The sequence below is a fragment of the Geodermatophilus sp. URMC 64 genome, from assembly GCF_053502555.1.
This window is the reverse complement of the sequence record NZ_CP199955.1, coordinates 4,927,891-4,953,272: the sequence shown is the minus strand read 5'-3', so window position 1 is coordinate 4,953,272 and position 25,382 is coordinate 4,927,891. Positions and strand designations below refer to the sequence as shown.

Genomic DNA, 25,382 nt, shown 5'->3' with positions numbered 1-25,382 from the left:
ACTCGCGGCATGGTCGACGTCCCCCTCGAGTACGTGCGGCTGGGCCTGCGGTTCGACCGACTGGAGTCCGGCTTCGTCGACGCCTACACCGGCGATCCGCGCATCCGCGCCGAGGTCGTCGACGAGCCGGCCCCGACCCCGCAGGGCCTTCGCGACCAGGCCCGCGGGCTGCTGCACGAGCTCGACTCCGCCGACCTGCCGGCCGACCGGACGGCGTTCCTGCGCGGACAGCTCACCGGCCTGGAGTGCACCGCGCGGAAGATGAGCGGTGAGCCGGTCGCCTTCCTCGACGAGGTGGCCGCCTACTTCCAGGTCGACGTCGAGCTGGGCGATCCCGCGGTCTACGCGGCCGCGCACGCGGAGCTGGAGGCGCTGCTGCCGGGCACCGGCACGCTGGCCGAGCGCTACGCCGTCCACCGCCGCCGGGAGGAGTGCCCGCCCGACCGCCTCGAGGAGGCCGTGCACGCGCTGTCGAGCGCGCTGCGCGACCGGGTCCGGCTCGCCTACGGCCTGCCCGACGCCGAGACCGTCAAGTACGAGGTCGTCACCGACCAGCCGTGGTCGGGGTTCAACTACTACGAGGGCGCCTTCCGCTCCCGGGTGGCGATCAACGCCGACCTGCCGCACCGGCTCGGCCAGCTGCCGCACCTGGTGGCGCACGAGTCCTATCCCGGCCACCACACCGAGCACTGCCGCAAGGAGCTCGGCCTGGTCGAGCTGGCCGACCGGCCCGAGCACACCGTCTTCCTCGTCAACACCCCGGAGTGCCTCATGGCCGAGGGGCTGGCCGACCTCGGCGTCGAGGCGTCGATCGGGGACGGCTGGGGGCCGTGGGCGGCGGAGATCCTGGCCGACCTGGGCCTGCGCCTGGACGGCGACCTCGCCGAGCGGGTGACCGCGGCCGCCGCGCCGCTGAACCGGGTCCGCCAGGACGCCGCGATCCTGCTGCACGACCGCGGCGCCGACGCCGACGAGGTGGTGGCGTTCCTCCAGCGGTGGTCGCTGGTGAGCACCGAGCGCGCGCGTCAGCAGCTGCGGTTCCTGACCCATCCGCTGTGGCGCGCCTACATCTCCACCTACGTCGAGGGCTTCGACCTGCTCTCCCGCTGGCTGGCCGCCCGGCCGGCGGGCCAGCCGGTGGCCGACCGGTTCCTCCGGCTGCTCGACGAGCCGCTGACGCCCGCGGTGGTGGCCGGCGAGCTGCGGGCCGCCTGAGCTCATGGCGCGGCGCACTCCGCGGCAGGCCCGCGTCCTGGGGCTGTGGACGGCGGCGTGGCTGTTCGGACTGCTCCTCGTCCTGCTGCTGTGGCTCGGCGACCTGGCGGTGCAGTGGCCGGTGCTGCTCGTGCCCGTGCTCTGGGCGCTGGTGGCGGTCCGGCCGCGCGGCGGGCGGCCCGCCGTCCGGAGGGAGGACGCCGGTGAGCGCTGGCCGCCGGAGCCGCGGGAGCCCCGGGAGCCACCCGAGCCGCGCCGGCCGCGTCGGGAGCTGCCGCCGACCCGCGAGCTGCCGTGGCTGCCCGACGTCCCCCGGGATCGCCGGGAGGAGTGAGCCCGCTGTCCGCACGGCCTGCGGCGGGGCACAGTGGGCGCATGTCGACCACGCGGCTGCTCCTGCTCGGGGCGGTCCGGATCTTCCAGCCGGTCCACGGGTACCTGCTGCGTCGCGAGTTGCTGAGCTGGCAGGTGGAGGACTGGGCGCACGTCAAGCCGGGGTCGATCTACTCGGGGCTGCGGACGCTGACCGCGCACGGCCTGCTCGAGGAGCTGCCCGGCGACCCGGTGTCCTACCGGCTCACCGCCGACGGCGAGGTGGAGTACCAGCGGCTGCTCGGCACCGCTCTGCGCCAGCCCGAGTCCGGGGACCCGAGCCGGCTGCTCGCCGGACTGTGCTTCTTCACGACGCTGCCGCGGGCCGAGGTGCGGGAGGCCCTGCGCGCCCGGGACTTGGTGCTCGAGGCGACGGTGTCGGGGATGGCGTCGGCGGTGCGCAGCGTGGAGTCGTCGCGGATGGCGCCGGCCAGCACCGTCGAGCTGTTCCACGCCATCGCAGCGTGGGTGGCGGGCGAGCGCTCCTGGGTGCGCGACGTCTGCGCCCGCATCGACGCCGGCCACTACCGCTTCGCGGGCGAGGAGGGGGCGCCGGACCGCCCCCACGCGGGCGTGTGGCCGCCCGCCGTCCTGGCCGATCTGCCGCCCGAGAAAACGGCTTGACCCCCTTCTAGTCAAAGTTGAATACTCCCGCGCGTGATCCACGCCCGCGGACTCGTCCGCACGTTCCGCAAGAAGAAGCAGGAGGTGCGCGCCGTCGACGGCGTGGACCTCGACGTGGCGGCCGGCGAGATCGTCGGCTTCCTGGGGCCGAACGGCGCCGGCAAGACCACCACCCTGCGCATGCTGACGACGCTGCTCGTGCCCACGGCCGGCAACGCGACGGTGGCCGGCTGCGACCTGCTGGCCGACCCGGTCGGCGTCCGCCGGCGCATCGGCTACGTCTCGCAGAGCGGCTCGACCCAGCCCGAGGCGCTGGCCGGCGAGGAGGTCGTCGACCACGCCCGGCTCTACGGCATGAGCACCGCCGATGCGACCGCCCGCGGCCAGCGGCTGTTCGCCGAGCTCGACCTCGAGGGGCTGTGGGACCGCAAGCCCAAGGCGATGTCCGGCGGGCAGCGCCGGCGGCTCGACATCGCGATGGGCCTGGTGCACCAGCCGGGGCTGGTCTTCCTCGACGAGCCGACGACCGGCCTCGACCCGCAGGCGCGGGCCAACCTCTGGCAGCACATCCGGGCGCTGCGGGAGGAGCGGGGGACGACGGTCTTCCTCACCACCCACTACCTCGACGAGGCCGACGCCCTCTGCGACCGGATCCTCGTCATCGACCACGGCGTGATCGTCGCGTCGGGGACGCCGGACGAGCTCAAGTCCGGGGTCGGCGGCGACGTCCTCACCGTGACCGTGGCCGACGCCGCCGCGGCTGCCGAGGTCGCCCGGCTGGTGGGCGCGCTGCCCGGCGCGGAGCAGCCGCAGGTGGCCGACCACCGCGTCGTCGGACGCGTGCCCAACGGCGGCGCGGCGCTGGTGCGCCTGGTCCGCGAGCTGGACACCGCCGGCGTCGAGGTCGCCGGCATCGAGAGCCGCCGGCCCAGCCTGGACGACGTCTTCCTGCAGCTGACCGGCCGGTCGCTGCGCGAGGAAGGGGCGCCGTCACCGTCCGCCGAAGTCCCCGAGCCGGAAGGAGCCCTGCGATGACCCTGCCCGTGATGGGCAGCAGCGTGCCCCGCGACACCTGGACGATCTTCGCCCGGGCCATGCGGCTGTCGCTGCGCAACCCGGCGTGGGTGGTCATCGGCCTGACCCAGCCGGTGCTCTACATCCTGCTGTTCGGGCCGCTGCTCGAGCCGCTGTCGGGCTCGCTGGGCGCCGCCGGCAACGCCTACCAGATCTTCGTGCCGGGGATCCTGGTCCAGGTCGGCATGTTCGGCGCGCTGTTCGTCGGCTTCGGGCTGATCGCCGAGTGGCGGGCCGGCGTCATCGAGAGCCAGCGGGTCACCCCGGCCAGCCGGACGGCGCTGCTGCTCGGCCGCGTGCTGCGCGACGTCATCGTGCTGCTGGTGCAGGGCATCGTGCTCGTGCTGGTGGCGCTGCCGTTCGGGCTGCGGGCACCGTTCGTCGGCGTCGTCCTGACCCTGGTGGTGGTCGGCCTGCTCGGGGCGGCGCTCTCGGCCGTGTCGTACGCGCTGGCGCTGACCCTCAAGAGCGAGGACGCGTTCGCGCCGCTGCTCAACGCCGTCGTCTTCCCGATCCTGCTGCTGTCGGGGATCCTGCTGCCGATGAGCCTCGCGCCGGGCTGGCTGCAGGGGATCAGCGATGTCAACCCCTTCAAGCACATCGTCGAGGGGGCGCGGTCGTTCTTCGCCGGCGACTACTCGACCCCGACCGCCTGGTGGGGGCTCGGCCTGACCCTCGCGCTGGCGGTGCTGGGCTGGTGGTTCGGCGTGCGGCGGTTCAAGCGCGAGTCCAGCTGAGACGAGTGAGGCGGATGGGTCCCTCGGAGGGGGGACACGCCGCCTGCTCGTCACGCTTCTGTCACCTGCCGGTTCTACCGTCGGCGGTGGAGGGCGAGCTCACCTCGCCGTCCACGGGAGGCCCGGTTGGTGCTGACGAGTTCGTCGACCAGGGGGGCCGGTGCCCGGCTCCTGTGCCGGGACCCGGTCACCTTCGAGCCGGGGCGCAGCACGCGCCCCACGGGAGTCGACTCGTGAGTACTCGCCGCACGTACGTCCTCGACACCTCCGTCCTGCTGTCCGACCCCGGCGCGCTGCTGCGCTTCGGCGACGCGGACGTCGTGCTCCCGCTCGTCGTGATCGGGGAACTGGAGGACAAGCGGCACCACCCGGAGCTCGGGTGGTTCGCCCGTCAGGCGCTGCGGATCCTCGACGACCTGCGAGTCGCCCACGGCCGGCTCGACGCGCCGGTCCCGGTGGGTGACGTCGGCGGCACGCTGCACGTCGAGCTCAACCACAGCGACGCCGCCGTCCTGCCGGCCGGTTTCCGCAACGACAGCAACGACTCGCGGATCATGGTCGTGGCGCTGAACCTGCGGGCCGAGGGCCGCGACGTCTGCCTGATCACCAAGGACGTGCCGCTGCGGGTCAAGGCGGCGGCGGTCGGCCTGGACACCGACGAGTACCGGGTCCTGGACGCCGTCGACGCCGGGTGGACCGGCATGGCCGAGCTGTCGCTGGAGGACGCCGAGCTCGACGCGCTGTACGAGTCGGGGGAGGTCTTCTCCCCGGGCGCCGCCGAGCTGCCGCCGCACACCGGGCTGGTGCTGCTGTCCTCCCGCGGGTCGGCGCTCGGGCGGGTGACGCCGGACAAGCAGGTGCGCCTGGTCCGCGGTGACCGGGAGGCGTTCGGGCTGCACGGGCGGTCGGCCGAGCAGCGGGTGGCGCTGGATCTGCTGCTCGACCCGGAGATCGGGATCGTGTCGCTCGGTGGGCGGGCCGGCACCGGCAAGTCGGCGCTGGCGATCTGCGCGGGCCTCGAGTCGGTGATGGAGCGGCGGGCGCACAAGAAGGTGGTCATCTTCCGCCCGCTGTACGCCGTGGGCGGCCAGGAGCTCGGCTACCTGCCGGGCACCGAGGGCGAGAAGATGTCGCCCTGGGCGCAGGCGGTCTACGACACGCTCGGCGCGCTGGTGTCCCCGGCGGTGCTGGACGAGATCGCCGACCGCGGGCTGATCGAGGTGCTGCCGCTGACCCACATCCGCGGCCGGTCGCTGCACGACTCGTTCGTGATCGTCGACGAGGCGCAGTCGCTCGAGCGCGGCGTCCTGCTGACCGTGCTCTCGCGGCTGGGGTCGGGCTCGCGGGTCGTGCTCACCCACGACGTGGCGCAGCGGGACAACCTGCGGGTCGGCCGGCACGACGGCGTCACCGCCGTCATCGAGGCGCTCAAGGGGCACCCGCTGTTCGCGCACGTGACCCTCACCCGCTCGGAGCGCTCGCCCATCGCCGCCCTGGTCACCGAGATGCTGGAGGACCTCCCGCTGTAGGGGGGTGCCGCCGCACTCTTGCGGTCTTCCGCGCGCTCTTGCGGTACTGCACGACCGCGGAAGCGGTGGAAAGACCGCAAGAGTGCGGTCAGCGGCGCGCGAACGCCCGGCGCAACCGGTCGCCGATGACCTGCGGGCTGTCCAGTTCGCGCCAGATCCAGCGGGCGACCTTCCAGCCGCCGTCCCGGATCTCGTCCTCCCGCAGCTTCTCCTCGAAGACGGCGTCGCCCGGGTCCTGGCCGGGGCGCAGCAGGCGGCCGTACTTGATCCGGCCGTCGAACTCCGCCACCGTCTGCTGCTCCGGCCAGCCGAAGTCGCAGCGGGCCACCTCCCTGCCGTCGGGCCGGTGCACCCGCAACTGCAGATCCGGTGCCGGCAGGCGTAGCCGGTGCATGAGCACGCGGCTGCGGCTCTCACCGGGGCTCTCGCTGCGACCGTCGGCGAAGGCGACGACGCGGGTGGCCCGGCGGGCACCCGGGACCGGTCCGAGCCGGTCCAGGCAGGCGATCAGCTCGTCCCGGGTGACCTTCCGTGTGGCCAACGCGGCATCCACGACGATCACGGCCTGCTCGAAGGGCAGCGTGCGGGCGACGTCCACCGAGGTCCGGGCAAGGTCGGTGAGCGCGACGCCGTCGACGACGGTCACCTCGTCGTCCGGCAGTCGCGCGACGTGCAGGTGCACCCGACGGGAACCGCTGCCGTGGGCCGGTGGGCGTCGCGTGACGTGCACGCGTCCGAGCGGAACGTTCCACAGTGGGAGGCCGTGCAGCACCGCCGCCGAGACATGGCTGACCACGCCCGGCACCCGCAGGCCGGCGACCGTCGCCCGGACCACCGCGACGTGCCGCGCCTCTCCCGCCAACAGCGCGGCGTCCCGCAGGTAGGTGCCGCGCTGGAGCCGCGTGAGCTCCCGGCGGCGCACCAGCCGGGCGAGTTCGCCGTCGGTCATCCCGTCGGCGAGGGCATCGGAACGGCGGAGCAGGTCGGTCACGCAGCGAGCCTCGCGCGGCGCACCTGCGCGCACGCGGCTCCCGGCCCATCTGTGGACGGCCGCTCTTGCGGTGCATTGCCCGCTCCTGCGGTGCTGCATCACCGCAGGAGCGGCAGCAACACCGCAGGAGCGATGGCTAGATGGTCGGGGAGGGCTCGGGCTCGGCGGGCTCGATGGCCCCGGCCGGGGCCTCGTCGCGCGGCCGCCCGGCCCAGCGCAGCAGCGCGACGACGACGTAGCCGGCGACCAGGCACCACGGCAGGCGGCCGGTCATGGCCTCGACCGTGAGGTCACCGTGCAGGTACAGCGCCAGCAGCGGCAGGGCCAGCACGAACCCGACCCCGAGTACGTCCCAGCGGAGCGGACTCATGCCTCCAGCGTCTCCAGCCGCTCGCACAGCAGCGAGGCCCAGCGGTGCGGCGTCGCCGGGACGCCGTCGAGGAGGGCCACGGGGGTGTCGACCCGCGCGAGGACGGCGGCGGGGTCGGCGGACAGGTCGGTGTCCTGCACGACCAGCGCGTCGACGCGGGGAAGCCCGTCGAGCCACTGCTCCAGGTCCTCGGGCTTGCGGGTCGCCTCGACGACCGCCCACACCGCCGACGGCCCCCAGATCGCCAGCATCTGCGACATCCAGTAGGCGTCGGTCCGCAGCGGCGCGTCCACGGCGACGATCGTCATGGTGCCGGCGCGCGCGGCGTCCTGGCGCCGGTCGATGGCCGCCTCGATCGTGGTCATCCGGCTGCCCTTCGGCGCCAGCGCGGCCAGGTCGCCCCGGGTCGCCCACTGCACGCGGTCGGGGTCGAGCCGCAGCGAGGCGGCCAGGGAGCGGGCCGCGCGCAGGGTCTCCACGCCCGGGCCGACCATGAACAGGACCTCGCCCGGGCCGGTCGGCAGGGCCGGCGCCACGGGCAGCCGGGCGGCCAGCGCCGCGGTCAGCGCGGCGTAGGTGCCCTGGGTGGCGGCCGCGGCGGCGAAGTCCGCACCCAGCACGTCGGCGGGGATGCCGACGGAGACCAGCCGGGCCGCCACGTCGCCGACGGGCGCGGGGACGGCGGGCAGCGGGGCGGGCTCGACCACGGCCGGCTCGGCAGCGGCGGGTGCGGGCGCGGGTGCTGGCACGACGGTCTCCTCGACCTCGGTCGACGCCGGCTCGACGAAGTCGACATCGGGCAGCGGCGCGAAGGGCAGGCGCACCACGGTGGCCAGCGGGGTGGCGGGCGCCGACGACGCCATCGGCTCGGTGACCGGTGCGGCCGACCGCGACGCGGCGGCGGGCGACGGCACGGCCGGGCGGGACGCGGCCGGCGGCACCGGCGGCAGCCCACCGCGGCGGGCCGAGGGCAGCGGCGGCAGCAGGGACAGCGGGGGCATCACGGTCGTGGCGTCCAGCGGCAGCGGCGCGGGGTCGCTGGCGGTCCGGGCCAGGGTCGCCACCGGCATCTCGGCGACGACGTCCTCCACCGGCTCGGCGACCAGCTCGGCGGCCACGGACACGACCGGCTCGGGGACGACCGCCTCGGCCGGCGCCTCGACGACGACGGCCTCGACCGGCGCCTCGACGACGACGGCCTCGACCGGGGCCTCGACGACCGGGGCCTCGACGACCGGCGGCGCCGGCTCGACGACCGGCGCGGCCGGCTCGTGCAGCACGACCTCGGCGAAGATCGGCTCGTCGGCGGCGATGTCCAGGTGGGCGGCGTCGGGAGCGACGTCGGCCCACACCGGCTCGGCCGGCGCCGGCTCCGCCCACAGCGGCTCGGGGGCCGGCGCCTCGACGGGCGTCTCCACCGGCGACCCCATCGATGCCGCGGCAGGCGAGGACCCGGCGAGCACGGTCCGCAGGATGTCGGCCAGCGCCTCGTCCGACTGCCCCTGCGCGAGGGCCGCCCGGAGGATGTCGGCGATCACCTCCTCCCGGGGGGAGGACGACGCGACCGCGGCGGCCGGCGGCTCGGCCTCGGCCACCGCGGGCTCCGCGGCCCAGGCCGGGACGGCCATCGGGCGCACGTCCGGGGACTGCTCGTTCTGCTCGTCCACCGGTTCCTCCTCTGGGTGCGCCGCACCCTGCTGTGCTGACTTCTCCGCCGCCCGGACGATGGCCGCCCAGTTCGGTCGGGGGGTCTCGATCTCGCCGCGGTCGTCCCTGGTCTCCTGCAGGGCGTCGGTCTCCTGCAGGGCGTCCTGGACCGCCTGACGCACCTCACGGTCACCCGACACCATGCGGGCCAGGGCCGCGGTGAAGGGGGACGGGGACGCCGACGCGCCGGGGGTGGGGACCACCGGTCCCTCGGCGTCCGTCTCCACCGTGGGCCACTCCCGAACCGGCGTCACCGGTTCCGGGGTGAACGCGCGCGTCGCCTTCGCCGCCGCCCTGGCGGCCGGGGCCGCGGCCGACTTCCGGGCGTTCTCCGCCGCGGCCTTCTGGAAGGCGCTGCGGGTGTAGACCGGAACCGGCTCCGCCGGGGTCTCCGGCGCCAGCAGACCGGCGAGCTCGTCGACCTTGTCGTCCTGGGCCGCGGTGAACCGGGCGATGGACTCGGCGGCCGCGCGGGCCCGCTCCTCGAGGGAGGCGGCGGGGCCGCTGGCGGGTGCCGGCCGCGCCGGGCGGGCCGGGACCTCGGGGTCGACCTCGGCCACGTAGCGCTCCGTCGCGAAGAACCCCAGGACCCCACCCGAGCGCACCCGCCGGACGCCGACGACCCGCGCCGTGGCCCCGAACTGCTCACGGGCCGCGGCGATCGCGTCGTCACGCGTGGCGGCCTCAACGGATCGCAACGGCACCGCTCACAACTCCCAGCGACTCGATCTGCGCTGTCCGGGACACCTCGGTGTAGGAGATCACCGGCAGCCTGGGCAGGACCTGGCGCACCAGGCGGGCCAGCGCGGCCCGCACCTGCGGGGAGCACACCAGGACAGGGGAGAGGCCCGAACGCTCGGCCTCCTCCAGCATTCCGGAGCAGCCGTGGACGAGGGCGTCCACGGTGCCGGCGTCGAGGGCGAGCACCTGGCCGCCGTCGGTCTGCCGGATGGACTCCAGCAGCCGCTGCTCGAAGGCCGGCTCGAGGGTCATGACGTGCAGCCGCTCGTCGGCCGTCACGTAGGGCTGGCTGATCGCCGAGCCGAGCGCCGAGCGGGCCGCCTCGACCAGGCCGTCGAGGTCGGTGGACGTCTTCGCCCGCACCGAGAGCGCCTCGAAGATGCGCACCAGGTCGCGGATGGAGACGTTCTCCTCCAGCAGCGCGTGCAGCACCCGCTGGATCTCGCCCAGGGTGAGCAGCGCCGGGGTGAGCTCCTCGACGACGATCGGGTGCGAGCGGCGGATCATCTCGACCAGCAGCTTGACGTCCTCGCGGCCGAGCAGGTCGGCGGCGTTCTGCCGGACGACCTCGGCCAGGTGCGTGGTGATGACCGAGGAGCGGTCGACGACGGTCGCGCCGGACATCTCCGCCTGGCGCTGCAGCTCTATCGGCACCCACTTGGCGGGCAGCCCGAAAACCGGCTCGCGGGTCGCCTTGCCCGGCAGCCCGTCGAGGTTGTCGCCGATCGCCAGCACGGTGCCGGCGGGGGACATGCCCTTGGCCGCGGGGACGCCGTTGAGCCAGATGACGTACTGCGACGACGGCAGGTCCAGGTTGTCGCGGGTGCGCACCAGCGGGATGACCAGGCCGGTGTCCATGGCCACCTTCCGGCGCAGCGCCTTGACCCGGTCGAGCAGGTCACCGCCGCGGGAGCTGTCGACCAGGTCGACGAGGTCGAAGGCGACCTCCAGCTCGAGCGGGTCGACCCGCATCTTCTCGGCGATCGCCTCCGGCGAGTCCGGCTTGGGCTCGTTCTCGGCGGCCTCCGCCAGCGCGTCGGCCTCCGGGTCCTCGACCGGGGCCTCCTTCATGCGCGCGGCCATGACCAGGAACAGGCCGCCGACGAGGAGGAACGGCAGCTTCGGCAGACCGGGGATGAGGCACAGCGCCACCGCCGCGCCGCCGGCGATGCGCAGCGGCTGCTTGTAGCGGCCCAGCTGGCCGAGCAGGTCGCTGCCCATGTCGCTGTCGGAGGCCGAGCGGGTGACGATGATGCCGGTCGCGGTCGAGATGAGCAGCGCCGGGATCTGCGAGACCAGGCCGTCGCCGACCGACAGCAGCGAGTAGGTCGTGACGGCGTCGGCGGGCGCCATGCCGTTCTGCATGACGCCGATCGCGAACCCGCCGATCAGGTTGATCAGCGTGATGATGATCGCCGCGATCGCGTCGCCCTTGACGAACTTGGAGGCACCGTCCATCGAGCCGTAGAAGTCGGCCTCGGAGGTGACCTCGGTGCGCCGCTTGCGCGCCGTCTTCTCGTCGATCAGGCCGGCGTTGAGGTCGGCGTCGATCGCCATCTGCTTGCCGGGCATGGCGTCGAGGGTGAAGCGGGCGCCGACCTCGGCCACGCGGCCGGCACCGTTGGTGATGACGACGAACTGGATGATCGTCAGGATCACGAAGATCACGAGGCCGACGATCAGCGAGCCGCCGATCACGAAGTGGCCGAACGCCTCGATGACCTTGCCGGCGTAGCCGTCGGTGAGCACCAGCCGGGTCGACGACACGTTCAGCGCCAGCCGGAACAGCGTGGCGATGAGGATCAGCGACGGGAAGACGGCGAAGTCCAGCGCCCGCTTGATCTGCATCGCGACCAGCAGGATCAGCAGCGACGCGGTGATGTTGAGCCCGAGCAGCAGGTCGAGCACCGCCGCCGGCAGCGGGACGACGAGCATGAGCACGATCGCCACCACGCCCACGGGCACGGCGACCTTCGACACTCGGCTCACGTCGGCACACATCGGCAGTTGCCGAGGGTGGTGGTACCCACTGCGGGATCAATCAGCTACTTCTGCCAGTCCGGCGGCGCGTCCTTGGTGCCTCACGCGGGAGCAGCCCGGCGCCGTCCCGCCTTGGGCAGGTCCTCGACGTCGGGGGCCTCGAAGCCCGGTCGGTGGAAGCCGCCGAGGACGCCGCGCGCCGAGAGGTGCATGACGAAGGCGAGCACCCGGGCGACCGCGGTGAACAGCTGCGCCGGGACCTCCTGGCCGATCTCGCAGGAGGCGTGCAGCGCGCGGGCCAGCGGGATGTCCTGCACGAGCGGCACGCGCGCCTCGGTGGCGATCTCGCGCAGCTTGCTCGCGATCTCGTCGGCGCCCTTGGCGACCACCCGGGGCGCGCCCTTGTCCGCCTCGTACTTCAGCGCGACGGCGACGTGCGTCGGGTTCACCAGGAGGACGTCGGCCTCCTTGACGTCGCTCATCATCCGATTCCGCGACATCGCCATCTGCATCGAGCGCCGCTGCGCCTTCACGTGCGGGTCACCCTCGGACTGCTTGTGCTCCTGCTCGATCTCGTACCTGCTCATCTTGAGCTGCTTCATCGTGCGGAACCGCACGATCATGTAGTCGGCGATCGCGATGACCAGGCCGGTGATCGCGATGGTGCGCATCAGCAGCACGGCGCAGTCGGTGAAGGTGGCCACCACCGACGCCAGCGGCAGCGACCCGGACGACGAGACGAGCTCCTCCGCCCGCCCACTGGTCACCACGACCACCGCGGCCAGCGCCGCCGTCTTGATCAGCGACTTCGCCGCCTCCCAGAGGCCCTGGCCGCCGAACATCTTCTTGATGCCGTTGAGCGGGTTGAGCTTCTTGAAGCTGGGCTTGACCGCCTTCGTCGCGAACGTGATGCCGCCCTGCGCCGCCGACGTCGCGAAGCCGACCGCCATGAGCCCGAGCGCGGTGGGCAGCAGGCTGGTGAGGAACACCGAGAGCGCCTCGCCCATCAGCGTGGAGATCGCCGCGGCCTCCGGCCGCTGGGCGACCGCGCCGATCTGCACGAACAGGGCCTGCACCTTGGTGAAGGAGGTGCTCACCAGCATGGGCAGCAGCACGCTGGCCGCCGCGACGCCGGCCCATGTGCCGAGCTCCGGCGTCCGCGGGATCTGCCCTTCCTTGCGCGCCTCCTTGAGGCGCCTGGGAGTGGGCTTCTCTGTCTTCTCACCACCCGGGCCGTCCTTGGCCACGCGTCACCCGCCCTTGAGCGACACGATCGCGCGGGTCGCGTGCTCGATGAGCGTGTCCAGCGCCGGGGGCAGCAGCGGGAAGGTCAGCCCGAGCAGCGTGAGGGTCAGCATGATCTTCACCGGGAAGCCCAGGGAGAAGATGTTCAGCGCGGGCGCGGCCCGGCTGAGCAGCGCCAGCGCGACGTCGGCCAGCAGCAGGACGGCGACCATCGGGCCGGCGATCTGCAGCGCGGCGAGGAACATCATCGACAGCGCCGTCATGAGCACCGCCGCCAGCTGGTCGGTCGGCACGGTGCCCCCGACCGGCAGCCCCTCGTACGACGTGGCGAAGCCGCGGACCAGCATCAGGTGGCCGCCGCTGGTGAACAGCAGCGTGGTGGCCAGCATGTAGTGCAGCCGGCCGATGTTGCTGGTCATCGTCATGGCCAGCGGGTCGTAGGCGGGCTGCAGCGAGAAGCCGCCGGTGAGGTCGAGGATGTCGCCGGCGATCTGCACCGCGGTGAACAGCACCTGGACGATGAAGCCCAGGCCCGCGCCGACCGCCACCTCGGTCACCGCGCCGACGATCACGAAGCCCGGGGATGGCGACGCCGGCAGCCCCGCGGTCACCGTGGGCAGCAGCGCGACGGACAGGGCGAGGGCGAGCGCCCCCTTCGCGGCCGCCGGGATGGTGCGGGTGTTGAACGGCGGCGCGAGCAGCACGAAGCCCGCGGCTCGAGCGGTGGCCAGGAGCAGCCCGACCAGGGTGACCGCGGGGACCGAGAGGTCCACGGCCGGTCAGGTCCGGCCGAGCAGCGCCGGCAGCATGTCGAACAGCGTGTGGGTGAAGCTCACCATCTCGTTGAGCACCCAGTTGCCGGACACGAGCAGGGCGATCGAGACGGCGATCATCTTCGGCACGAAGGAGAGCGTCTGCTCCTGGATCTGGGTCGCCGCCTGGAACAGCGAGATCAGGAACCCGACCAGCAGCGCGGTGATCAGGATCGGCGCCGCGACCTTGGCGGCCAGCAGCATCGTCTGCGCCGCGATCTCGGTGACGTCAGCGTCGCTCATCGGCTACCCCGCTCCGTAGGAATGGACCAGCGCTGTGGTGATCAGCGCCCATCCGTCGACCACGACGAAGAGCAGGAGCTTGAACGGCAGCGAGACGATCGCCGGCGGCACCATCATCATGCCCAGCGCCATGAGCGCCGCGCTGACCAGCATGTCCAGCACCAGGAACGGGATGAATACGACCAGCCCGATGATGAACGCGCTCTTGAGCTCCGACAGGACGAACGCCGGGATGAGCGTGGTCATGCTGACCTGCTCGCGGTCGGCGGGCGCCTCCTCGCCGGAGAGGCCGATCATCAGCTTGAGCTCGTCCTCGCGGGTGTTGTCGAGGAGGAACTCCCGCAGCGGCACCACGCCGGCGTCGTAGGCCTGCGAGACCGACACCTGCCCGTTGAGGTAGGGCTGCACGGCGACGTCGTTGATGTCGGAGAAGACCGGGCCCATCACGAACAGCGTGAGGAACAGGGCGATGCCGGTCATGACCTGGTTCGGCGGCGACTGGGCCAGCCCCAGCGCGTTCCGGACCAGCGACAGGACGACGACGATCTTGGTGAACGAGGTGCACAGCAGCAGCACCGACGGCGCCACCGACAGCACCGTGATCGCGAGGATCAGGGTGATCGACGTGCTGGGGCTGCCGCCGCCGACGGAGATGTCGACCCCGCCGTCGACGGCCGGGGCCCCCGGGTCGACCGGGGCCGTCGGCGCCACCGGGTCGGTCGGCGCCGCGTGCGCGGGCCCGGCCACCAGCAGCACGGCCACCACGGCGGCCAGGGTCAGCAGCAGGGCCAGCGCCAGCCGGCGCCGGGTGAACAGCGGACGCCGGGACGCCTGCAGCGTTCCGGTGACACTCACGAGCGCCGGACCGTCTTCTCGCGCAGCTCACTGACGAACGAGCCCCAGCCGTTGCGGTCGAACACCGTGCCGCTCAGCGCACCGGACGAGGTCCGGGCCACGACGCGGGGCGGCGCGGCGGGCTCGTGCTCGCCGTCCTCGGGGGCCCGGGACGGGCGGGGCACCTGCCGCGCGGCGACGGCGGCGTCGACGGTCTCGGCGTCCACCTCGGCGAGCAGGGTGACCTGCTCCTCGGTGGCGCCGACCACCAGGCAGGTGTCGCCGATGCGGACGACGTTGACGGTGCTCGACCGCCCCATCCGCTGCCGGGCGACGACCTCGATCAGGCCGCTGCCCTGGCCCAGGCCGCGCTTCTTGGCCAGCCGCGCCGCGAACCACAGGACGCCGGCGACGAACGCCAGCGACAGGAACAGCCGGATGATCATCCACGTCATGTCAGAGGGCCTCTGCCGCGTCCGTGACGATCTCGCTGATCCGCAGGCCGAAGTCCTCGTCAACGACGACGACCTCGCCGCGGGCGATCAGCGTGCCGTTGACCAGCAGGTCGGCCGGGGCGCTGGCCGCGCGGTCGAGCTCGACCACCTCACCGGGGTGCAGGGAGAGCAGCTCCTGCACCGTCATGCGGGTGCGGCCGATCTCGACGGTGACCTCCATGGCCACGTGCCGCAGCAGGTCCAGGCTGCCGCGCTGGCCGCCGGCGGCGGGGCGGGGCAGGTTCACCTGCAGCGCGAACGTCGCCTGGTGCTCGCCGTCGGCCAGCAGCGGGACGGCGACGAACATGCCCTTGTCGCGGAGCCCGTCGAGGGCGGCGACCGGCTCCTCGACCCGCTCGGACGCGACCCTGACCCGCCCTAGGGTCGCCGCGGCGGCCTCGAGCGCGGGGCGCAGGGCAGCGGCGACGTCCATCCGGCCGACGGGGGAGTTCGACAGCGCCTCGACGACGTCGGCCGACACCACGAGGACGACGTCCCCGCTGACCTCCCCCGAGAGCCCCGCGGTGATCGCCGACGCGGCGGCCGGCGGCAGGGGGACGGTGTCCGGGTCGCTGACCGGGGCGCCGGGCACCAGCTCGGCGGTGGCGGGCACCAGCGCGGCGGCGGCACGCGCGGCCGCCGAGACCACCGCGGTGACGGTCTCGGAGTCGGAGTGCTCGGCGGTGCGTGGAGCGGTCATGCGGTGTCCTTCACGGCAGCGGCGGGGGTGGGGACGATGGCGGCGGCCAGCCGGCGGCGGTGGTTGCTGGCGATCGCGTAGGCGAACGTGACGTCGTTCGTGGTGACCTCGAGCGGGCTGTCGCGAGGGTGGCGCAGCAGCAGCACGTCACCGACGGCGAGGGAGAGCAGGTCCTCCGAGGAGACGCTCAGCGGGGCGAAGCGCACGCTGACGTCGACCGGCACGAGGTTGAGGCGGGCGGCCAGGGCGTCCTGGGCCCGCTTGCGCTTGCGCAGCGCCGACTCCGACAGCTGCGGCGAGGCGGCGTTGTTCAGCGCCGGCGCGAACGAGGAGAACGGCAGCACGAGCGTGGCCTCGCCCTCGCGCTGCCCGATGGCCAGCGTGTACGAGGCGACCATGACCGTGTCCGACCCAGCCGCGGCCTGGGCCAGCTGCGGGTTGTACTCGATGCTGTCGATCTCGGGCTGCACGGTCGTGATGTGCGCGAAGGACGCCGCGAACTCGTGGAGCAGCCGGTCGAGCAGGTGGCCGTGGATCGCGCTCTCCATGCCGGTCATCGGCCGGTTCGGCTGCTCGGCCGCGCCGGAGCCGCCGAGCATGTGGTCGACCGTGGCCATGGCGATGTCGAGGGGGTAGGCGAGCATCCCCTTGCCGGCCAGCGGCTCGATCGTGAACGTGGCGATGTAGACCGGGTCGGGCAGCGTGGCGATGTAGTCGTCGTACGAGAACTGCTCGATGCCGGCCAGCTCCAGGCGGGCGCCGGTCCGGAGCATCGAGGTCAGGTGCGTGGTGGCCTGGCGGGCGAAGGCCTCCTGCGCGATCTGCAGGACCCGGACGTGCTCACGGGAGAGCTTCGTCGGCCGGCGGAAGTCGTACGTGCGGGGCTCGCTGCGGTGCGCCCGTGACCCCAGGGCCTGGGACAACGGGCCTGCCCCGGAGGCGGCGCCGGTCTCGGGTCGGGTCACGTCCCCCCTCATCGGCGGGGGAGGGGGGCACCCTGACCGGCTGTCGGTTGTTGCCGTCGGCCCGCGGGAGACCTGTGACTACTGGGACCAGCACATGCGCGAAGTGCCAGTCCCGGCGTCCGGAACTGGCACTTCGCGTACGGGGTCGACCGCTACTGGGTGACGTACTCGTTGTAGTAGATGCCCATGACGATCTCGTGCCCGTCTTCCGTGTAGGCGTCGACGATCTTCTTCTCGAGCGCCTCCTTGAGGGCGTCGCGCGCGCCGGTCACGTCGGCCGGGTTGGCCTGGGAGAACGAGGAGATGACCAGGTCGAGGGCCTTGGACCCGTCGACCTCGCCGCCGCCGTGGCCCGACGCCGCGTCGGCGGTCAGCTGCAGCGTGAGGCCGATCTTGAGGTAGCCGCCGCCGGCCAGGTTGACCGCGATCGGCTCCAGGACGACGACCTCGCCCGGCTCCGGCTCGGCGGCCTCCGCCTCCCCGCTGCTGGAGAACAGGAAGAAGTAGGCGGCCGCACCGGCGGCGACGAGCAGGAGGGCGACGACGGCCAGCAGCTTCGTCTTGCCGCCCTTCGCCGGGGTCTCCTCGCCGTCGGTCTTGGTCTTGTCAGCCATGTGTCTTCTCCTAGTTCCCGTGCGCGGCGTCGAGCGCCGCCAGCTGTGCGTTGGCCTCGGCGGAGGCGTTGGACAGGACGACGACGTCGACGCGCCGGTTGACCGTCACCGAGGCGGGGTCGGAGTCCGGCACCAGCGGCTGCGTGTCGGCGTAGCCGGTGGCCGACACCCGGGGCGCGGGCAGCCCGCGGGTGATCAGGTACCGGACGACGGCGGTCGCGCGGTCGGTCGAGAGCTCCCAGTTGGACGGGTACGGGCCGCCGGGCGTCACCGGGATCGAGTTGGTGTGGCCCTCGATCCGGATGTGGTTGGGCAGCGCGACGAGCTCCGGGGCGATCGCGTTGAGCACCCGCACGCCGTCGGCCCGCAGCGCCGCGGACTCGGCGTCGTAGAGGACGCCGTCGGAGACCACGTGCACGACGAGGCCGCGCTCGTCGATCTCGTACTTCGCCGCACCGGGGTAACCGGCGGCGGCCAGGGCGGCGTCGATGCGGTCACGGACGGCGGCGAGCTCGTCGTAGGCGCCGGTCGCCTCGGCCTCGATCGCCTCCGCCCGCTGCAGCGCCGCCTGCGCCGCGGCCGCGTCGACCTGCTCCTGCGAGAGTCCCTGGGAGGTCTTCGTCTCGCCGACGCCCGCGGCGATGTCCACCGGGTTCGGCAGGCCGTCCAGCACCGACGCCGTGGACCCGGTGGCGTTGGTGTCCATCGCGGAGACCGGGGCACCGAAGCTGGCCGACAGGCCGCTGGCCAGCGCGGCGAACTTCTCCTTGTCGACCTGGCTCATGGCGAACAGCACGATGAACAGGCACATGAGCAGGGTGACCATGTCCGCGTAGGAGACGAGCCACCGTTCGTGGTTCTCGTGCTCCTCCTCCTCGTGGCCCTTGTGCTTGCGCCGGCCGCGGCCGGCCGAGCTCACGCCGCCTCCTGCTGCTTGACCTCGCTCGGCGGGACCAGAGAGGTGAGCTTCATGCGGACGGCGCGCGGGCTGGTGCCGGCCTGGATCTCGGTGATGCCCTCGACGAGCAGCTCCATCTGGGCCGCCTGGAGGTCACTGATCCGCGTGATCTTGGCACCCATCGGCAGCCAGAAGATGTTGGCCGAGAGCACGCCCCAGAGGGTCGCGACGAACGCGCCGGCGATCAGCGGGCCGAGGGACTCCGGGTTGGAGAGGTTCTCGAGCACGTGGATCAGGCCGACGACGGTGCCGATGATGCCGACGGTCGGGGCGTAGCCGCCCATGGCGGTGAAGAACTTGGCGGCGACCTTGTCCTCGGCCTTCTTGGCCGCGATCTCGCCCTCGAGGACGCCGCGCAGCTCCTCGGGGTCGGTGCCGTCGATGCCCATCTGCAGGCCCCGCTTGAGGAACGGGTCCTCGATCTCCTTGACCTGGGCCTCCAGCGCGAGCAGGCCCTCCTTGCGGGCCTTCTCGGCGAGGCTGACCAGGGTCTGGATGCGGTCGGCGATCGGCGGGACCTTCGCCGGCATGAGCGCCTGCTTGAACCAGCCGCCCATCTTCTTGACGTCGGCCATGGCCGAGCCGGCGATCGCCGCGCCGAACGTGCCGCCGAACACCAGGATCAGCGGCGGCAGCAGGATGATCGCCATCGGGCTGGAGCCCTCCATGATCATGGTGACCAGGAGGGCGACCATCGCGAGGGCGATGCCGATCAGAGTCGCCGGATCCATGGATCAGCGCTCCTCTCGGGTCGGGAACGGGACGACGGACGAGCCGGTGGCCGGGCCGTCGGCGGACGACGACGAGCGGTACTCGCCGCGGTCCATCTCGTAGGAGGTGGCGAGGATGCTCGCGCGGTACTCGCGGATCTCCTGCAGCACGTCCTCGACGCTCTCCCGCACGACGTACTTGGTGCCGTCCACGAGGAACGCCACCGTGTCGGGGTGCGCCTCGACGCGCTCGATGAGGTCGGGGTTGAGCGCGAATCCCTCGCCGTTGAGGCGCGTCACACGGATCACGGTGGGTCCTTCGCTCGGGGAACTGGGCCCCGACGGTGGGGCAGAACTGCATTCTCCGTATCGGCTCGAAAGCGGTCCGGCTTGAGCCGAACGGCCTGTTCACCGATGCGGGGTTCGCGCGGGGATGCCGCAGGTGCCGCGATGCCGGACGGCCCGGCGCCCTTGCGGGCGACCGGGCCGTCGCTGGAAGGACCCCGTCCCGGGTCCCACCCTTCGCAAGCTCAGGGTGGGACCCGGGACGGGGCCGCCGCAGACGCCGACGGGGGGATCGGCGCCGGTGCGGACTAGCGCTTGAGGTTGACCAGGTCCTGCAGGATCTCGTCGGACGCCGTGATGACCTTGCTGTTCGCCTGGAAGCCACGCTGGGCGACGATCAGGCCGGTGAACTCCTCGGAGAGGTCCACGTTGGACATCTCCAGCGCGCCGGCGGTGAGCGTGCCGCGGCCGCCGGTCCCGGCGACCCCGACCAGCGGGTTGCCGGAGTTGTCGCCCACCCGGTAGGAGCTGTTGCCGGCCTTGGTCAGGCCGCTCGGGTTGGTGAACGTGGCCAGCGCCAGCTGACCGATCGGCTCCCGGCGGCCGTTGGAGTAGATGCCGGTGATCGTGCCGTCGTTGCCCAGGGAGAACGACTCCAGCGTGCCGAGCGCCGACCCGCTGTCCACGGTCGTGGTCGCGGTGACCGTGCTCTTGCCGCCGTACTGGGTGACCTTGGTCAGGTCGATGTCGATCGTGCCCCACGGCACGGTGAGGCCGGTGATCTCCTTGGCCGCCGGCGTGGTCATGACGCCGGTCGCGCTGAAGCCGAGGGTCTGGTTGGCGCCGTACTGCGTGGCACCCTCCATCACCTTCATCGTCCAGGTGGTGGCCGGGAGGGCGTCCTTGGTGAAGACGTAGCTGATCTGGTGCTCGTTGCCGAGGGCGTCGTACATCGTGACCTGGGTCTGCACCGGCGCGTCGGTGGAGACGGCCTCGGCGGACAGGTTGCCCGCGGCGGCGCCGCCGGTGGTGGCGACCGGCGCCACGATCTGCCCGTAGGGGATCTTCAGGTCGTCCACCGGGCCGTTGGTGTTGATGACCCCGCCGACGGCCATCCAGCCCTGGAGGATCGCGCCGTCCGGGGTGACCAGGTTGCCCACCCCGTCGAAGTCGAACGAGCCGGCGCGGGTGTAGAGCGTCTCGTTGCCGGACTGGGTCATGAAGAAGCCGTCGCCGCTGATCATGAAGTCGGTCGAGCGGCCGGTGTTCTGCGTCGAGCCCTGGCTGAAGTTGGTGGTGATGCCGGCGACCTTGACGCCGAGGCCCACCTGGGCGGGGTTGGTGCCGGCGGTGTCCGCGGTCGGGGCGGAGCCGTTGCGCAGGACCTGGGACAGCGTGTCCTCGAAGACGGTGCTGCTGCTCTTGAAGCCGACGGTGTTGACGTTGGCGATGTTGTTGCCGACGACGTCCATCTTCGTCTGGTGGGCGCGCAGGCCGGAGATGGCCGAGAACATCGAACGGAGCATGGGGAGGAACTCCTCGCTGGGGGTCGGATCGGGGAAGGGGAGCGGGGGAGGTCAGGCGACCTCGGTGATCCGGCCCATGGGCACCGACTGGCCGTCGATGGTCGCCGTGGACTCGGTGGTGTCGTCGCCCAGGACGACGGAGGTGACCTTGCCGGTCTGCTCGACACCGGTGTCGTCGGTGTAGGTCACCGTGTGGCCGACGAGCGAGCCGGCGCTCATCGACTTCTGCAGCGCCACGAGGGAGGCGTTCTGCGTGACCAGCTGCTCGAGCTTCTCCACCTGGGTGAAGGTGGCCGTCTGGGACATGAACTGGGTCGTGTCCGCCGGGTTGCTCGGGTCCTGGTAGCGCATCTGCGCGACCAGCAGCTTCAGGAACGTGTCCTTGTCCATCTGGTCGTCGCGGCTGATCGAGGGGGTCGCGGTGCTGGTCGCGACCGTGCTCGTGCCGCTCACCGGGGCTGTCATTCGTCGTCTCCGTGTGTCAGACGCGCACGTCCACGCCGGTCGACGTGGACGACGAGGCGGAGGTGGGGACCGGCCGGCCCTCACCGCGGTCGGGGGTGCGCAGCCACGGGCCGGACCGGCCCTCGCCGCGCTGCTGCGAGCCCTGCTGCCACGACTGGCCGGCGGACTGCTGCTGCGCCGCCGACCACGAGCCGGCGTCGCGCGAGACGTCGAGCCGCGAACAGGTGACGCCGGCGCTCTGCAGCTCCCGGCGCAGCTCCGGCAGCGCCTCGAGCAGCGCCGCCCGGCCGTGCTCGGAGGCGCCGTGCAGCGTGAGGTCGAGGCTGCCGTTGCTGACGGTCGCCTGCACGTGCACCGGGCCGAGGTTGTCCGGCGTCAGGACCACGGTCATGGTGTGGACGCCGTCCGGCCGGCTGGCCAGGACGGCGACCGGCTGAGCCACCTGGCTGCTGACCGGGGGCTGCGCGGCCGGGGCGGCCTGCGCCGACGCCGCCGGCGCCGGCGCGGGAGCGGCCGGTGCCGCGGCCGCGACGAGCTGAGCCGGGGCGGGGGCGGACCCGTCGCCGTCGGACGGCGGCTGCTCCGAGCCCCCGCCGGTGGACGTGGGCAGGGATCCCTCGGCCTCGGCGACGGCGGTGCTGCCCTCGGCGGGCGCCGTGGCGGCGGGGGCGTCCGCCGCACCGGCGGCCTGCACGTCGCCGGCAGGCGTCGCGGCGACCGGCGCGGTCGTGGCCGCCGGCGCGGGCGCCGCCGTGAGCACCACCGGCACGCTCTCCGGCGCGGCGGCGTCGGCCGGCAGGGGTGCGCTTCCCGCCGACGGCGCGGGAAGGGTGGCGTCGGCGCCCGCGGGAGGCGCGGCCGGCACGTCGAGCGTGGGGACCGCGGCCGCTGCAGGAACCGCGGCCGGGAGCGGAGGACCGGCCGGGGCGGCGCCCGCCGGGAGGTCGGCGGCCGCCGGCAGTCCGGTGCCCGCGGTCGCCGCCGGGGCCACCCCGGCGGCGACCTCGCCGACCGAGGGAGCGCCGGCAACCGGGTTCGGGGCGACCGCGGGCTGCGGGGCGGCGCTCAGCGCGCCCTGGACCAGCAGCGCCCACGCGGCGGCCGGTGCGGCGGCCACCGGATCCGGCGCGGTCGCCGCCTCCTCGTCCTCGGCGGCGGTCTCGTCGGTCGCCTTCTCGGCGGCGGAGCCGTCCGGCCGGCCGTCGCGCGGCCCGACCGCGCGGCCGCGCGACCCGCGCGCGGGCTCGGCAGCCCGGTCGGCCGCCCGGTCAGCGGCCCGTTCCTCGTTGCGCTGGTGCGCGGCCTCGCTGACGACCCGGCCGGGGGCGGTCTCGCGGCCGGCGGAGAGGGCGCCGTCCAGGGCCGAGGCGAACGCGGCGGAGCCCTCGGCCCCAGATGCGCCCGGGCCGGGGGTCGACGCGGAGCGGACCGCCGGCAGGCCCGGCATCACAGGAGCGCTCATCGGTAGGCCTCCGCCTTGCTCATCACGGCACGGACGTAGTTCTGGGTCTCGCTGAAGGGCGGGATGCCGCCGTAGCGGCGGACGTTGCCCGGGCCGGCGTTGTAGGCGGCCAGCGCGAGGTCGGTGGAGCCGAACTGCTGGGTGAGGGACGAGAGGTAGCGGGCGGCGCCGTCGATGGACGACGCGGGGTCGAAGGCGTCGACCCCGAGGCCCTTCGCGGTCGCCGGCATGAACTGCATGAGGCCCTGGGCGCCCGCGGAGGAGACCGCCCGCGAGTCGAAGCCGGACTCCTGGGAGGCCACCGCGGCCAGCACCGACGCGTCCACCCCGTACCGCGCCGCGGCGCTGGTGAAGAGGTTGGCGTACGGGACGCCGGCCAGCGACGCACCGGCGGCGGCGGTGCTGGCGGTGCTCGCCTCGGCCGGCAGCACGCGGCGGATCACCGTGGGGTTGCCGACGGACTGCACCTTGACCGTCTCGCCCTCCTGCGGGGCGGCGATCATCTGGCCGTTGCCGATGTAGATGCCGACGTGGTCGACGCCCGGCCGCGAGGAGCTGTAGTCGAAGAAGACCAGGTCGCCGGGGCGGGCGTCGGCGAGGGAGGCGACGGCCTGGCCGGACGTGGCCTGCTGCGAGGAGGTCCGCGGCAGGTCGATGCCGAGGTTGCCGTAGACGAGCTGGGTGAAGCCCGAGCAGTCCAGGCCCTTCGACGGGTCGGTGCCGCCCCACAGGTAGGGCACGCCCAGGTACTTCATGGCCTCGCTGACGACGCCCTGCTCGGACGCCGTCCCGGCGGTCCCGGTCGCGTAGCCGGTGTCGGTGCCCGACAGACCCGCCGCCGCGGCCGCCGACGCCCAGTTGGTGCTGCTCGTCGACCGGGTGCCGAGGACGAACCGCTGCTGGATCTCGGCGATGCGGGACTGCACCGCGGTCACTCCGTCCACGGCACCTCCCCGGTGCGCGGGCGGCCGGCACGGCCGGTGACGAGGTCGTCCACGGCTCTCTCCTCGGCAGCCTGGTCGGCCAACCGGATCGCCTCGGCGTGCCGATCCTTGAGCCGCTCGAGCGCCTTGGTCCGCTGGGCGGCCGCCGTCCACTGCGCGCGGACCAGTTCGGCCTGCTCGGCCGTGGCCGTGGCCAGGGCGCGCTGGGCGGCGGCGTCCTCGGCGGCCACGCGCAGCAGCGCCATGGAGGCGAGGAAGACACCGGGCGGTGCCGAGGCGGGCGGCCGGGCCCCGGCGAGGGACTGCTCCCGCTCGGCGGCGCGCCGGTCGGCCTCGGTCGCGGCGTTGGCCGCCTCCGCGGCGGCCGAGGCGGCGGCCCGCTCCTGGGTGCGGCGCAGCTCGAGCACCGGCTGCAGCCGGAAGGCGGCACGCTTGGCCATCAGGCGGCCTGACCGGTCACGATCCGGTGCAGCCAGGCCCAGGACTCCTCGGGTGGCGTGCCGTCGCCGACCGGCTGCTGCAGGAAGGCGTCGATCGCCGGGGCCAGCGCGCGGGCGCGGTCGACCGTCGGGTCGCTGCCGGCCTGGTAGGCGCCGATCTCGATGAGCTCCTTGACGTCGCGCAGCGCGCCCATCAGCCGGCGGGCCTCGCGGGCGTCGGCCATCCGGTCCGGCGCGACGACGGCACCGGCCACCCGGGAGATCGACTCCAGGACGTCGATGGCGGGGAAGTGCCCCGTGGTCGCGAGCTTGCGGGTCAGCACGATGTGCCCGTCGAGGATGCCGCGGGCGGTGTCCGCGATCGGCTCGTTGTGGTCGTCGCCCTCGACCAGCACGGTGTAGAGCCCGGTGATCGAGCCGGTCGCGCCGGTGCCGGCCTTCTCCAGCAGCTTGGGCATCATCGCGAAGACGCTCGGCGGGTAGCCGCGGGTGGCCGGCGGCTCGCCCGCGGAGAGCCCGACCTCGCGCTGGGCCATCGCCGTCCGGGTGATCGAGTCCATGAGCAGCAGCACGTCGAGGCCCTGGTCCCGGAAGCCCTCGGCGATCCGGGTCGCGACGAACGCGGCCTTCAGGCGCACCAGCGGCGGCTCGTCGGAGGTGGCGACGACGACGACGGTGCGGGCCATGCCCTCCTCGCCGAGGGTCTCCTCGAGGAACTCCCGCACCTCACGGCCGCGCTCGCCGATCAGCCCGATCACCCGGACGTCGGCGTCGGTGCCCCGGGTGATCTGCGCCAGCAGGGTCGACTTGCCCACGCCCGAGCCGGCGAAGATGCCCAGCCGCTGGCCCTTGCCGCAGGGGACGAGGGTGTCCAGCGCGCGGACGCCGAAGGTCAGCGGCTGGTCCACCCGCGTCCGCGACAGCGCGTGCGGGGTCTCGCTGGACAGGTCGACCCAGGAGACGCCGGCGCCGAGCGGACGGCCGCCGTCCACCGGCCGGCCGAGCCCGTCGAGCACCCGGCCCAGCAGCCCGCCGCCCACCGGCACCTGCAGCGGCCGGCCGGTGTTGCGCACCGGGGCGCCGGCGTGCACGCCCGACAGGTCGCCCAGCGGCATGCAGGTGAGCTTGTCCCGGGCCACCGCGACCACCTCGGCCAGCAGCGCCCGCTCCGCGCCGGGATTGACCTCGACCAGGTCACCCACGGCCGCGACGACGCCGTCCACCGAGAGGGTCAGGCCCATGGCGCCGACCACCTGGCCGGTGACCTGGGGCCGCGCCGCGGCCCGGGCCCGGGGAAGAAGCGAAAGGACCCCCTCGCCCCCCACCGCTCGCACGCTCGCGGCGG

The 25,382-nt window shown here is 73.5% G+C and carries 27 protein-coding genes; 6 read left to right on the top strand and 21 right to left on the bottom strand.

Annotation, left to right across the window (positions count from 1 at the left end):
* Positions 1-9: 9 nt before the first annotated feature.
* The 6 genes from ACWIYF_RS24295 (at position 10) to ACWIYF_RS24270 (ending at position 5,551) form a co-directional block, all read left to right on the top strand.
* Positions 10-1,215, top strand: a complete 1,206-nt coding sequence (locus ACWIYF_RS24295; protein ID WP_448625389.1) for a DUF885 domain-containing protein — start codon at positions 10-12, stop codon at positions 1,213-1,215.
* A 4-nt stretch (positions 1,216-1,219) separates the two neighbouring features.
* The gene (locus ACWIYF_RS24290) at positions 1,220-1,549 is read left to right on the top strand and encodes a hypothetical protein (RefSeq protein ID WP_448625388.1); all 330 of its coding nucleotides are present in this window, start codon (positions 1,220-1,222) and stop codon (positions 1,547-1,549) included.
* Positions 1,550-1,590: 41 nt separating this feature from the next.
* On the top strand, positions 1,591-2,211 hold the full coding sequence (locus ACWIYF_RS24285) for a PadR family transcriptional regulator (protein ID WP_448625387.1): 621 nt from the start codon (positions 1,591-1,593) through the stop codon (positions 2,209-2,211).
* Positions 2,212-2,244: 33 nt separating this feature from the next.
* Complete coding sequence (locus ACWIYF_RS24280; protein ID WP_448625386.1) at positions 2,245-3,246, top strand: ATP-binding cassette domain-containing protein; 1,002 nt, start codon at positions 2,245-2,247, stop codon at positions 3,244-3,246.
* Positions 3,243-4,022 (top strand): ABC transporter permease, encoded by a 780-nt coding sequence (locus ACWIYF_RS24275; RefSeq protein ID WP_448625385.1) that lies wholly within the window; start codon positions 3,243-3,245, stop codon positions 4,020-4,022. Before ACWIYF_RS24280 ends, ACWIYF_RS24275 begins: the two co-directional genes overlap by 4 nt.
* A 233-nt stretch (positions 4,023-4,255) precedes the next feature.
* Positions 4,256-5,551: a PhoH family protein gene (locus ACWIYF_RS24270; protein WP_448625384.1), complete on the top strand. Its 1,296-nt coding sequence runs from the start codon at positions 4,256-4,258 to the stop codon at positions 5,549-5,551.
* 88 nt (positions 5,552-5,639) lie between these two features.
* On the opposite strand, the gene ACWIYF_RS24265 is transcribed toward ACWIYF_RS24270, so the two are convergent.
* The 21 genes from ACWIYF_RS24265 to ACWIYF_RS24165 form a co-directional block, all read right to left on the bottom strand.
* On the bottom strand, positions 5,640-6,542 hold the full coding sequence (locus ACWIYF_RS24265; protein WP_448625383.1) for a type IV toxin-antitoxin system AbiEi family antitoxin domain-containing protein: 903 nt from the start codon (positions 6,540-6,542) through the stop codon (positions 5,640-5,642).
* Positions 6,543-6,678: 136 nt separating this feature from the next.
* Positions 6,679-6,912 carry a hypothetical protein gene (locus ACWIYF_RS24260; RefSeq protein WP_448625382.1) on the bottom strand — a complete coding sequence of 78 codons (234 nt, stop codon included), beginning with the start codon at positions 6,910-6,912 and terminating at the stop codon, positions 6,679-6,681.
* Positions 6,909-9,317 carry a hypothetical protein gene (locus tag ACWIYF_RS24255; RefSeq protein ID WP_448625381.1) on the bottom strand — a complete coding sequence of 803 codons (2,409 nt, stop codon included), beginning with the start codon at positions 9,315-9,317 and terminating at the stop codon, positions 6,909-6,911. The genes ACWIYF_RS24260 and ACWIYF_RS24255 overlap by 4 nt, the downstream gene beginning before the upstream one ends.
* Positions 9,304-11,349 (bottom strand): flagellar biosynthesis protein FlhA, encoded by a 2,046-nt coding sequence (gene flhA, locus ACWIYF_RS24250; protein ID WP_448625380.1) that lies wholly within the window; start codon positions 11,347-11,349, stop codon positions 9,304-9,306. The genes ACWIYF_RS24255 and flhA overlap by 14 nt, the downstream gene beginning before the upstream one ends.
* A 92-nt stretch (positions 11,350-11,441) precedes the next feature.
* The gene (locus ACWIYF_RS24245; RefSeq protein WP_448625379.1) at positions 11,442-12,587 is read right to left on the bottom strand and encodes an EscU/YscU/HrcU family type III secretion system export apparatus switch protein; all 1,146 of its coding nucleotides are present in this window, start codon (positions 12,585-12,587) and stop codon (positions 11,442-11,444) included.
* A 3-nt stretch (positions 12,588-12,590) separates the two neighbouring features.
* On the bottom strand, positions 12,591-13,358 hold the full coding sequence (fliR, locus tag ACWIYF_RS24240) for a flagellar biosynthetic protein FliR (RefSeq protein WP_448625378.1): 768 nt from the start codon (positions 13,356-13,358) through the stop codon (positions 12,591-12,593).
* A 6-nt stretch (positions 13,359-13,364) separates the two neighbouring features.
* Positions 13,365-13,640: a flagellar biosynthesis protein FliQ gene (gene fliQ / locus ACWIYF_RS24235; protein ID WP_448625377.1), complete on the bottom strand. Its 276-nt coding sequence runs from the start codon at positions 13,638-13,640 to the stop codon at positions 13,365-13,367.
* A gap of 3 nt (positions 13,641-13,643) precedes the next feature.
* The gene (gene fliP, locus ACWIYF_RS24230; RefSeq protein WP_448625376.1) at positions 13,644-14,495 is read right to left on the bottom strand and encodes a flagellar type III secretion system pore protein FliP; all 852 of its coding nucleotides are present in this window, start codon (positions 14,493-14,495) and stop codon (positions 13,644-13,646) included.
* On the bottom strand, positions 14,492-14,929 hold the full coding sequence (fliO, locus tag ACWIYF_RS24225; protein WP_448625375.1) for a flagellar biosynthetic protein FliO: 438 nt from the start codon (positions 14,927-14,929) through the stop codon (positions 14,492-14,494). The genes fliP and fliO overlap by 4 nt, the downstream gene beginning before the upstream one ends.
* A gap of 1 nt (position 14,930) precedes the next feature.
* A complete protein-coding gene (gene fliN, locus ACWIYF_RS24220; RefSeq protein ID WP_448625374.1) occupies positions 14,931-15,668 on the bottom strand; it encodes a flagellar motor switch protein FliN in 738 nt (245 codons plus the stop codon).
* Complete coding sequence (locus ACWIYF_RS24215; RefSeq protein WP_448625373.1) at positions 15,665-16,633, bottom strand: flagellar motor switch protein FliM; 969 nt, start codon at positions 16,631-16,633, stop codon at positions 15,665-15,667. Before ACWIYF_RS24215 ends, fliN begins: the two co-directional genes overlap by 4 nt.
* Positions 16,634-16,785: 152 nt before the next feature.
* Positions 16,786-17,247: a flagellar basal body-associated FliL family protein gene (locus tag ACWIYF_RS24210; RefSeq protein WP_448625372.1), complete on the bottom strand. Its 462-nt coding sequence runs from the start codon at positions 17,245-17,247 to the stop codon at positions 16,786-16,788.
* Positions 17,248-17,257: 10 nt separating this feature from the next.
* Positions 17,258-18,166 carry a flagellar motor protein MotB gene (locus ACWIYF_RS24205; protein ID WP_448625371.1) on the bottom strand — a complete coding sequence of 303 codons (909 nt, stop codon included), beginning with the start codon at positions 18,164-18,166 and terminating at the stop codon, positions 17,258-17,260.
* Complete coding sequence (locus ACWIYF_RS24200) at positions 18,163-18,936, bottom strand: motility protein A (RefSeq protein ID WP_448625370.1); 774 nt, start codon at positions 18,934-18,936, stop codon at positions 18,163-18,165. Before ACWIYF_RS24200 ends, ACWIYF_RS24205 begins: the two co-directional genes overlap by 4 nt.
* Positions 18,937-18,939: 3 nt before the next feature.
* Positions 18,940-19,224 carry a flagellar FlbD family protein gene (locus tag ACWIYF_RS24195; RefSeq protein ID WP_448625369.1) on the bottom strand — a complete coding sequence of 95 codons (285 nt, stop codon included), beginning with the start codon at positions 19,222-19,224 and terminating at the stop codon, positions 18,940-18,942.
* Between the two features lie 284 nt (positions 19,225-19,508).
* Positions 19,509-20,726 (bottom strand): flagellar hook protein FlgE, encoded by a 1,218-nt coding sequence (locus ACWIYF_RS24190; RefSeq protein ID WP_448625368.1) that lies wholly within the window; start codon positions 20,724-20,726, stop codon positions 19,509-19,511.
* Between the two features lie 51 nt (positions 20,727-20,777).
* Positions 20,778-21,191, bottom strand: coding sequence for a flagellar hook assembly protein FlgD (locus ACWIYF_RS24185; protein ID WP_448625367.1), 414 nt, complete (start codon positions 21,189-21,191; stop codon positions 20,778-20,780).
* A 16-nt stretch (positions 21,192-21,207) separates the two neighbouring features.
* Positions 21,208-22,653, bottom strand: coding sequence for a flagellar hook-length control protein FliK (locus ACWIYF_RS24180; RefSeq protein WP_448625366.1), 1,446 nt, complete (start codon positions 22,651-22,653; stop codon positions 21,208-21,210).
* Positions 22,650-23,597: a transglycosylase SLT domain-containing protein gene (locus ACWIYF_RS24175; protein ID WP_448625365.1), complete on the bottom strand. Its 948-nt coding sequence runs from the start codon at positions 23,595-23,597 to the stop codon at positions 22,650-22,652. The genes ACWIYF_RS24180 and ACWIYF_RS24175 overlap by 4 nt, the downstream gene beginning before the upstream one ends.
* Positions 23,585-24,037, bottom strand: a complete 453-nt coding sequence (locus ACWIYF_RS24170) for a flagellar export protein FliJ (protein ID WP_448625364.1) — start codon at positions 24,035-24,037, stop codon at positions 23,585-23,587. Before ACWIYF_RS24170 ends, ACWIYF_RS24175 begins: the two co-directional genes overlap by 13 nt.
* Positions 24,037-25,362, bottom strand: coding sequence for a FliI/YscN family ATPase (locus ACWIYF_RS24165; protein WP_448625363.1), 1,326 nt, complete (start codon positions 25,360-25,362; stop codon positions 24,037-24,039). Before ACWIYF_RS24165 ends, ACWIYF_RS24170 begins: the two co-directional genes overlap by 1 nt.
* Positions 25,363-25,382 lie beyond the last annotated feature (20 nt).

What these genes read in the sequence shown, in the direction of transcription:
- ACWIYF_RS24285 (WP_448625387.1), top strand. Translation starts at nt 1,591, where the DNA reads ATGTCGACCACGCGGCTGCTCCTGCTCGGGGCGGTCCGGATCTTCCAG.
- fliQ (WP_448625377.1), bottom strand. Translation starts at nt 13,640, where the DNA reads ATGAGCGACGCTGACGTCACCGAGATCGCGGCGCAGACGATGCTGCTG.
- ACWIYF_RS24210 (WP_448625372.1), bottom strand. Translation starts at nt 17,247, where the DNA reads ATGGCTGACAAGACCAAGACCGACGGCGAGGAGACCCCGGCGAAGGGC.
- ACWIYF_RS24180 (WP_448625366.1), bottom strand. Translation starts at nt 22,653, where the DNA reads ATGAGCGCTCCTGTGATGCCGGGCCTGCCGGCGGTCCGCTCCGCGTCG.
- ACWIYF_RS24260 (WP_448625382.1), bottom strand. Translation starts at nt 6,912, where the DNA reads ATGAGTCCGCTCCGCTGGGACGTACTCGGGGTCGGGTTCGTGCTGGCC.
- ACWIYF_RS24185 (WP_448625367.1), bottom strand. Translation starts at nt 21,191, where the DNA reads ATGACAGCCCCGGTGAGCGGCACGAGCACGGTCGCGACCAGCACCGCG.
- ACWIYF_RS24200 (WP_448625370.1), bottom strand. Translation starts at nt 18,936, where the DNA reads ATGGATCCGGCGACTCTGATCGGCATCGCCCTCGCGATGGTCGCCCTC.
- ACWIYF_RS24290 (WP_448625388.1), top strand. Translation starts at nt 1,220, where the DNA reads ATGGCGCGGCGCACTCCGCGGCAGGCCCGCGTCCTGGGGCTGTGGACG.
- ACWIYF_RS24190 (WP_448625368.1), bottom strand. Translation starts at nt 20,726, where the DNA reads ATGCTCCGTTCGATGTTCTCGGCCATCTCCGGCCTGCGCGCCCACCAG.
- ACWIYF_RS24275 (WP_448625385.1), top strand. Translation starts at nt 3,243, where the DNA reads ATGACCCTGCCCGTGATGGGCAGCAGCGTGCCCCGCGACACCTGGACG.
- ACWIYF_RS24295 (WP_448625389.1), top strand. Translation starts at nt 10, where the DNA reads ATGGTCGACGTCCCCCTCGAGTACGTGCGGCTGGGCCTGCGGTTCGAC.
- fliO (WP_448625375.1), bottom strand. Translation starts at nt 14,929, where the DNA reads ATGACGTGGATGATCATCCGGCTGTTCCTGTCGCTGGCGTTCGTCGCC.
- fliN (WP_448625374.1), bottom strand. Translation starts at nt 15,668, where the DNA reads ATGACCGCTCCACGCACCGCCGAGCACTCCGACTCCGAGACCGTCACC.
- ACWIYF_RS24170 (WP_448625364.1), bottom strand. Translation starts at nt 24,037, where the DNA reads ATGGCCAAGCGTGCCGCCTTCCGGCTGCAGCCGGTGCTCGAGCTGCGC.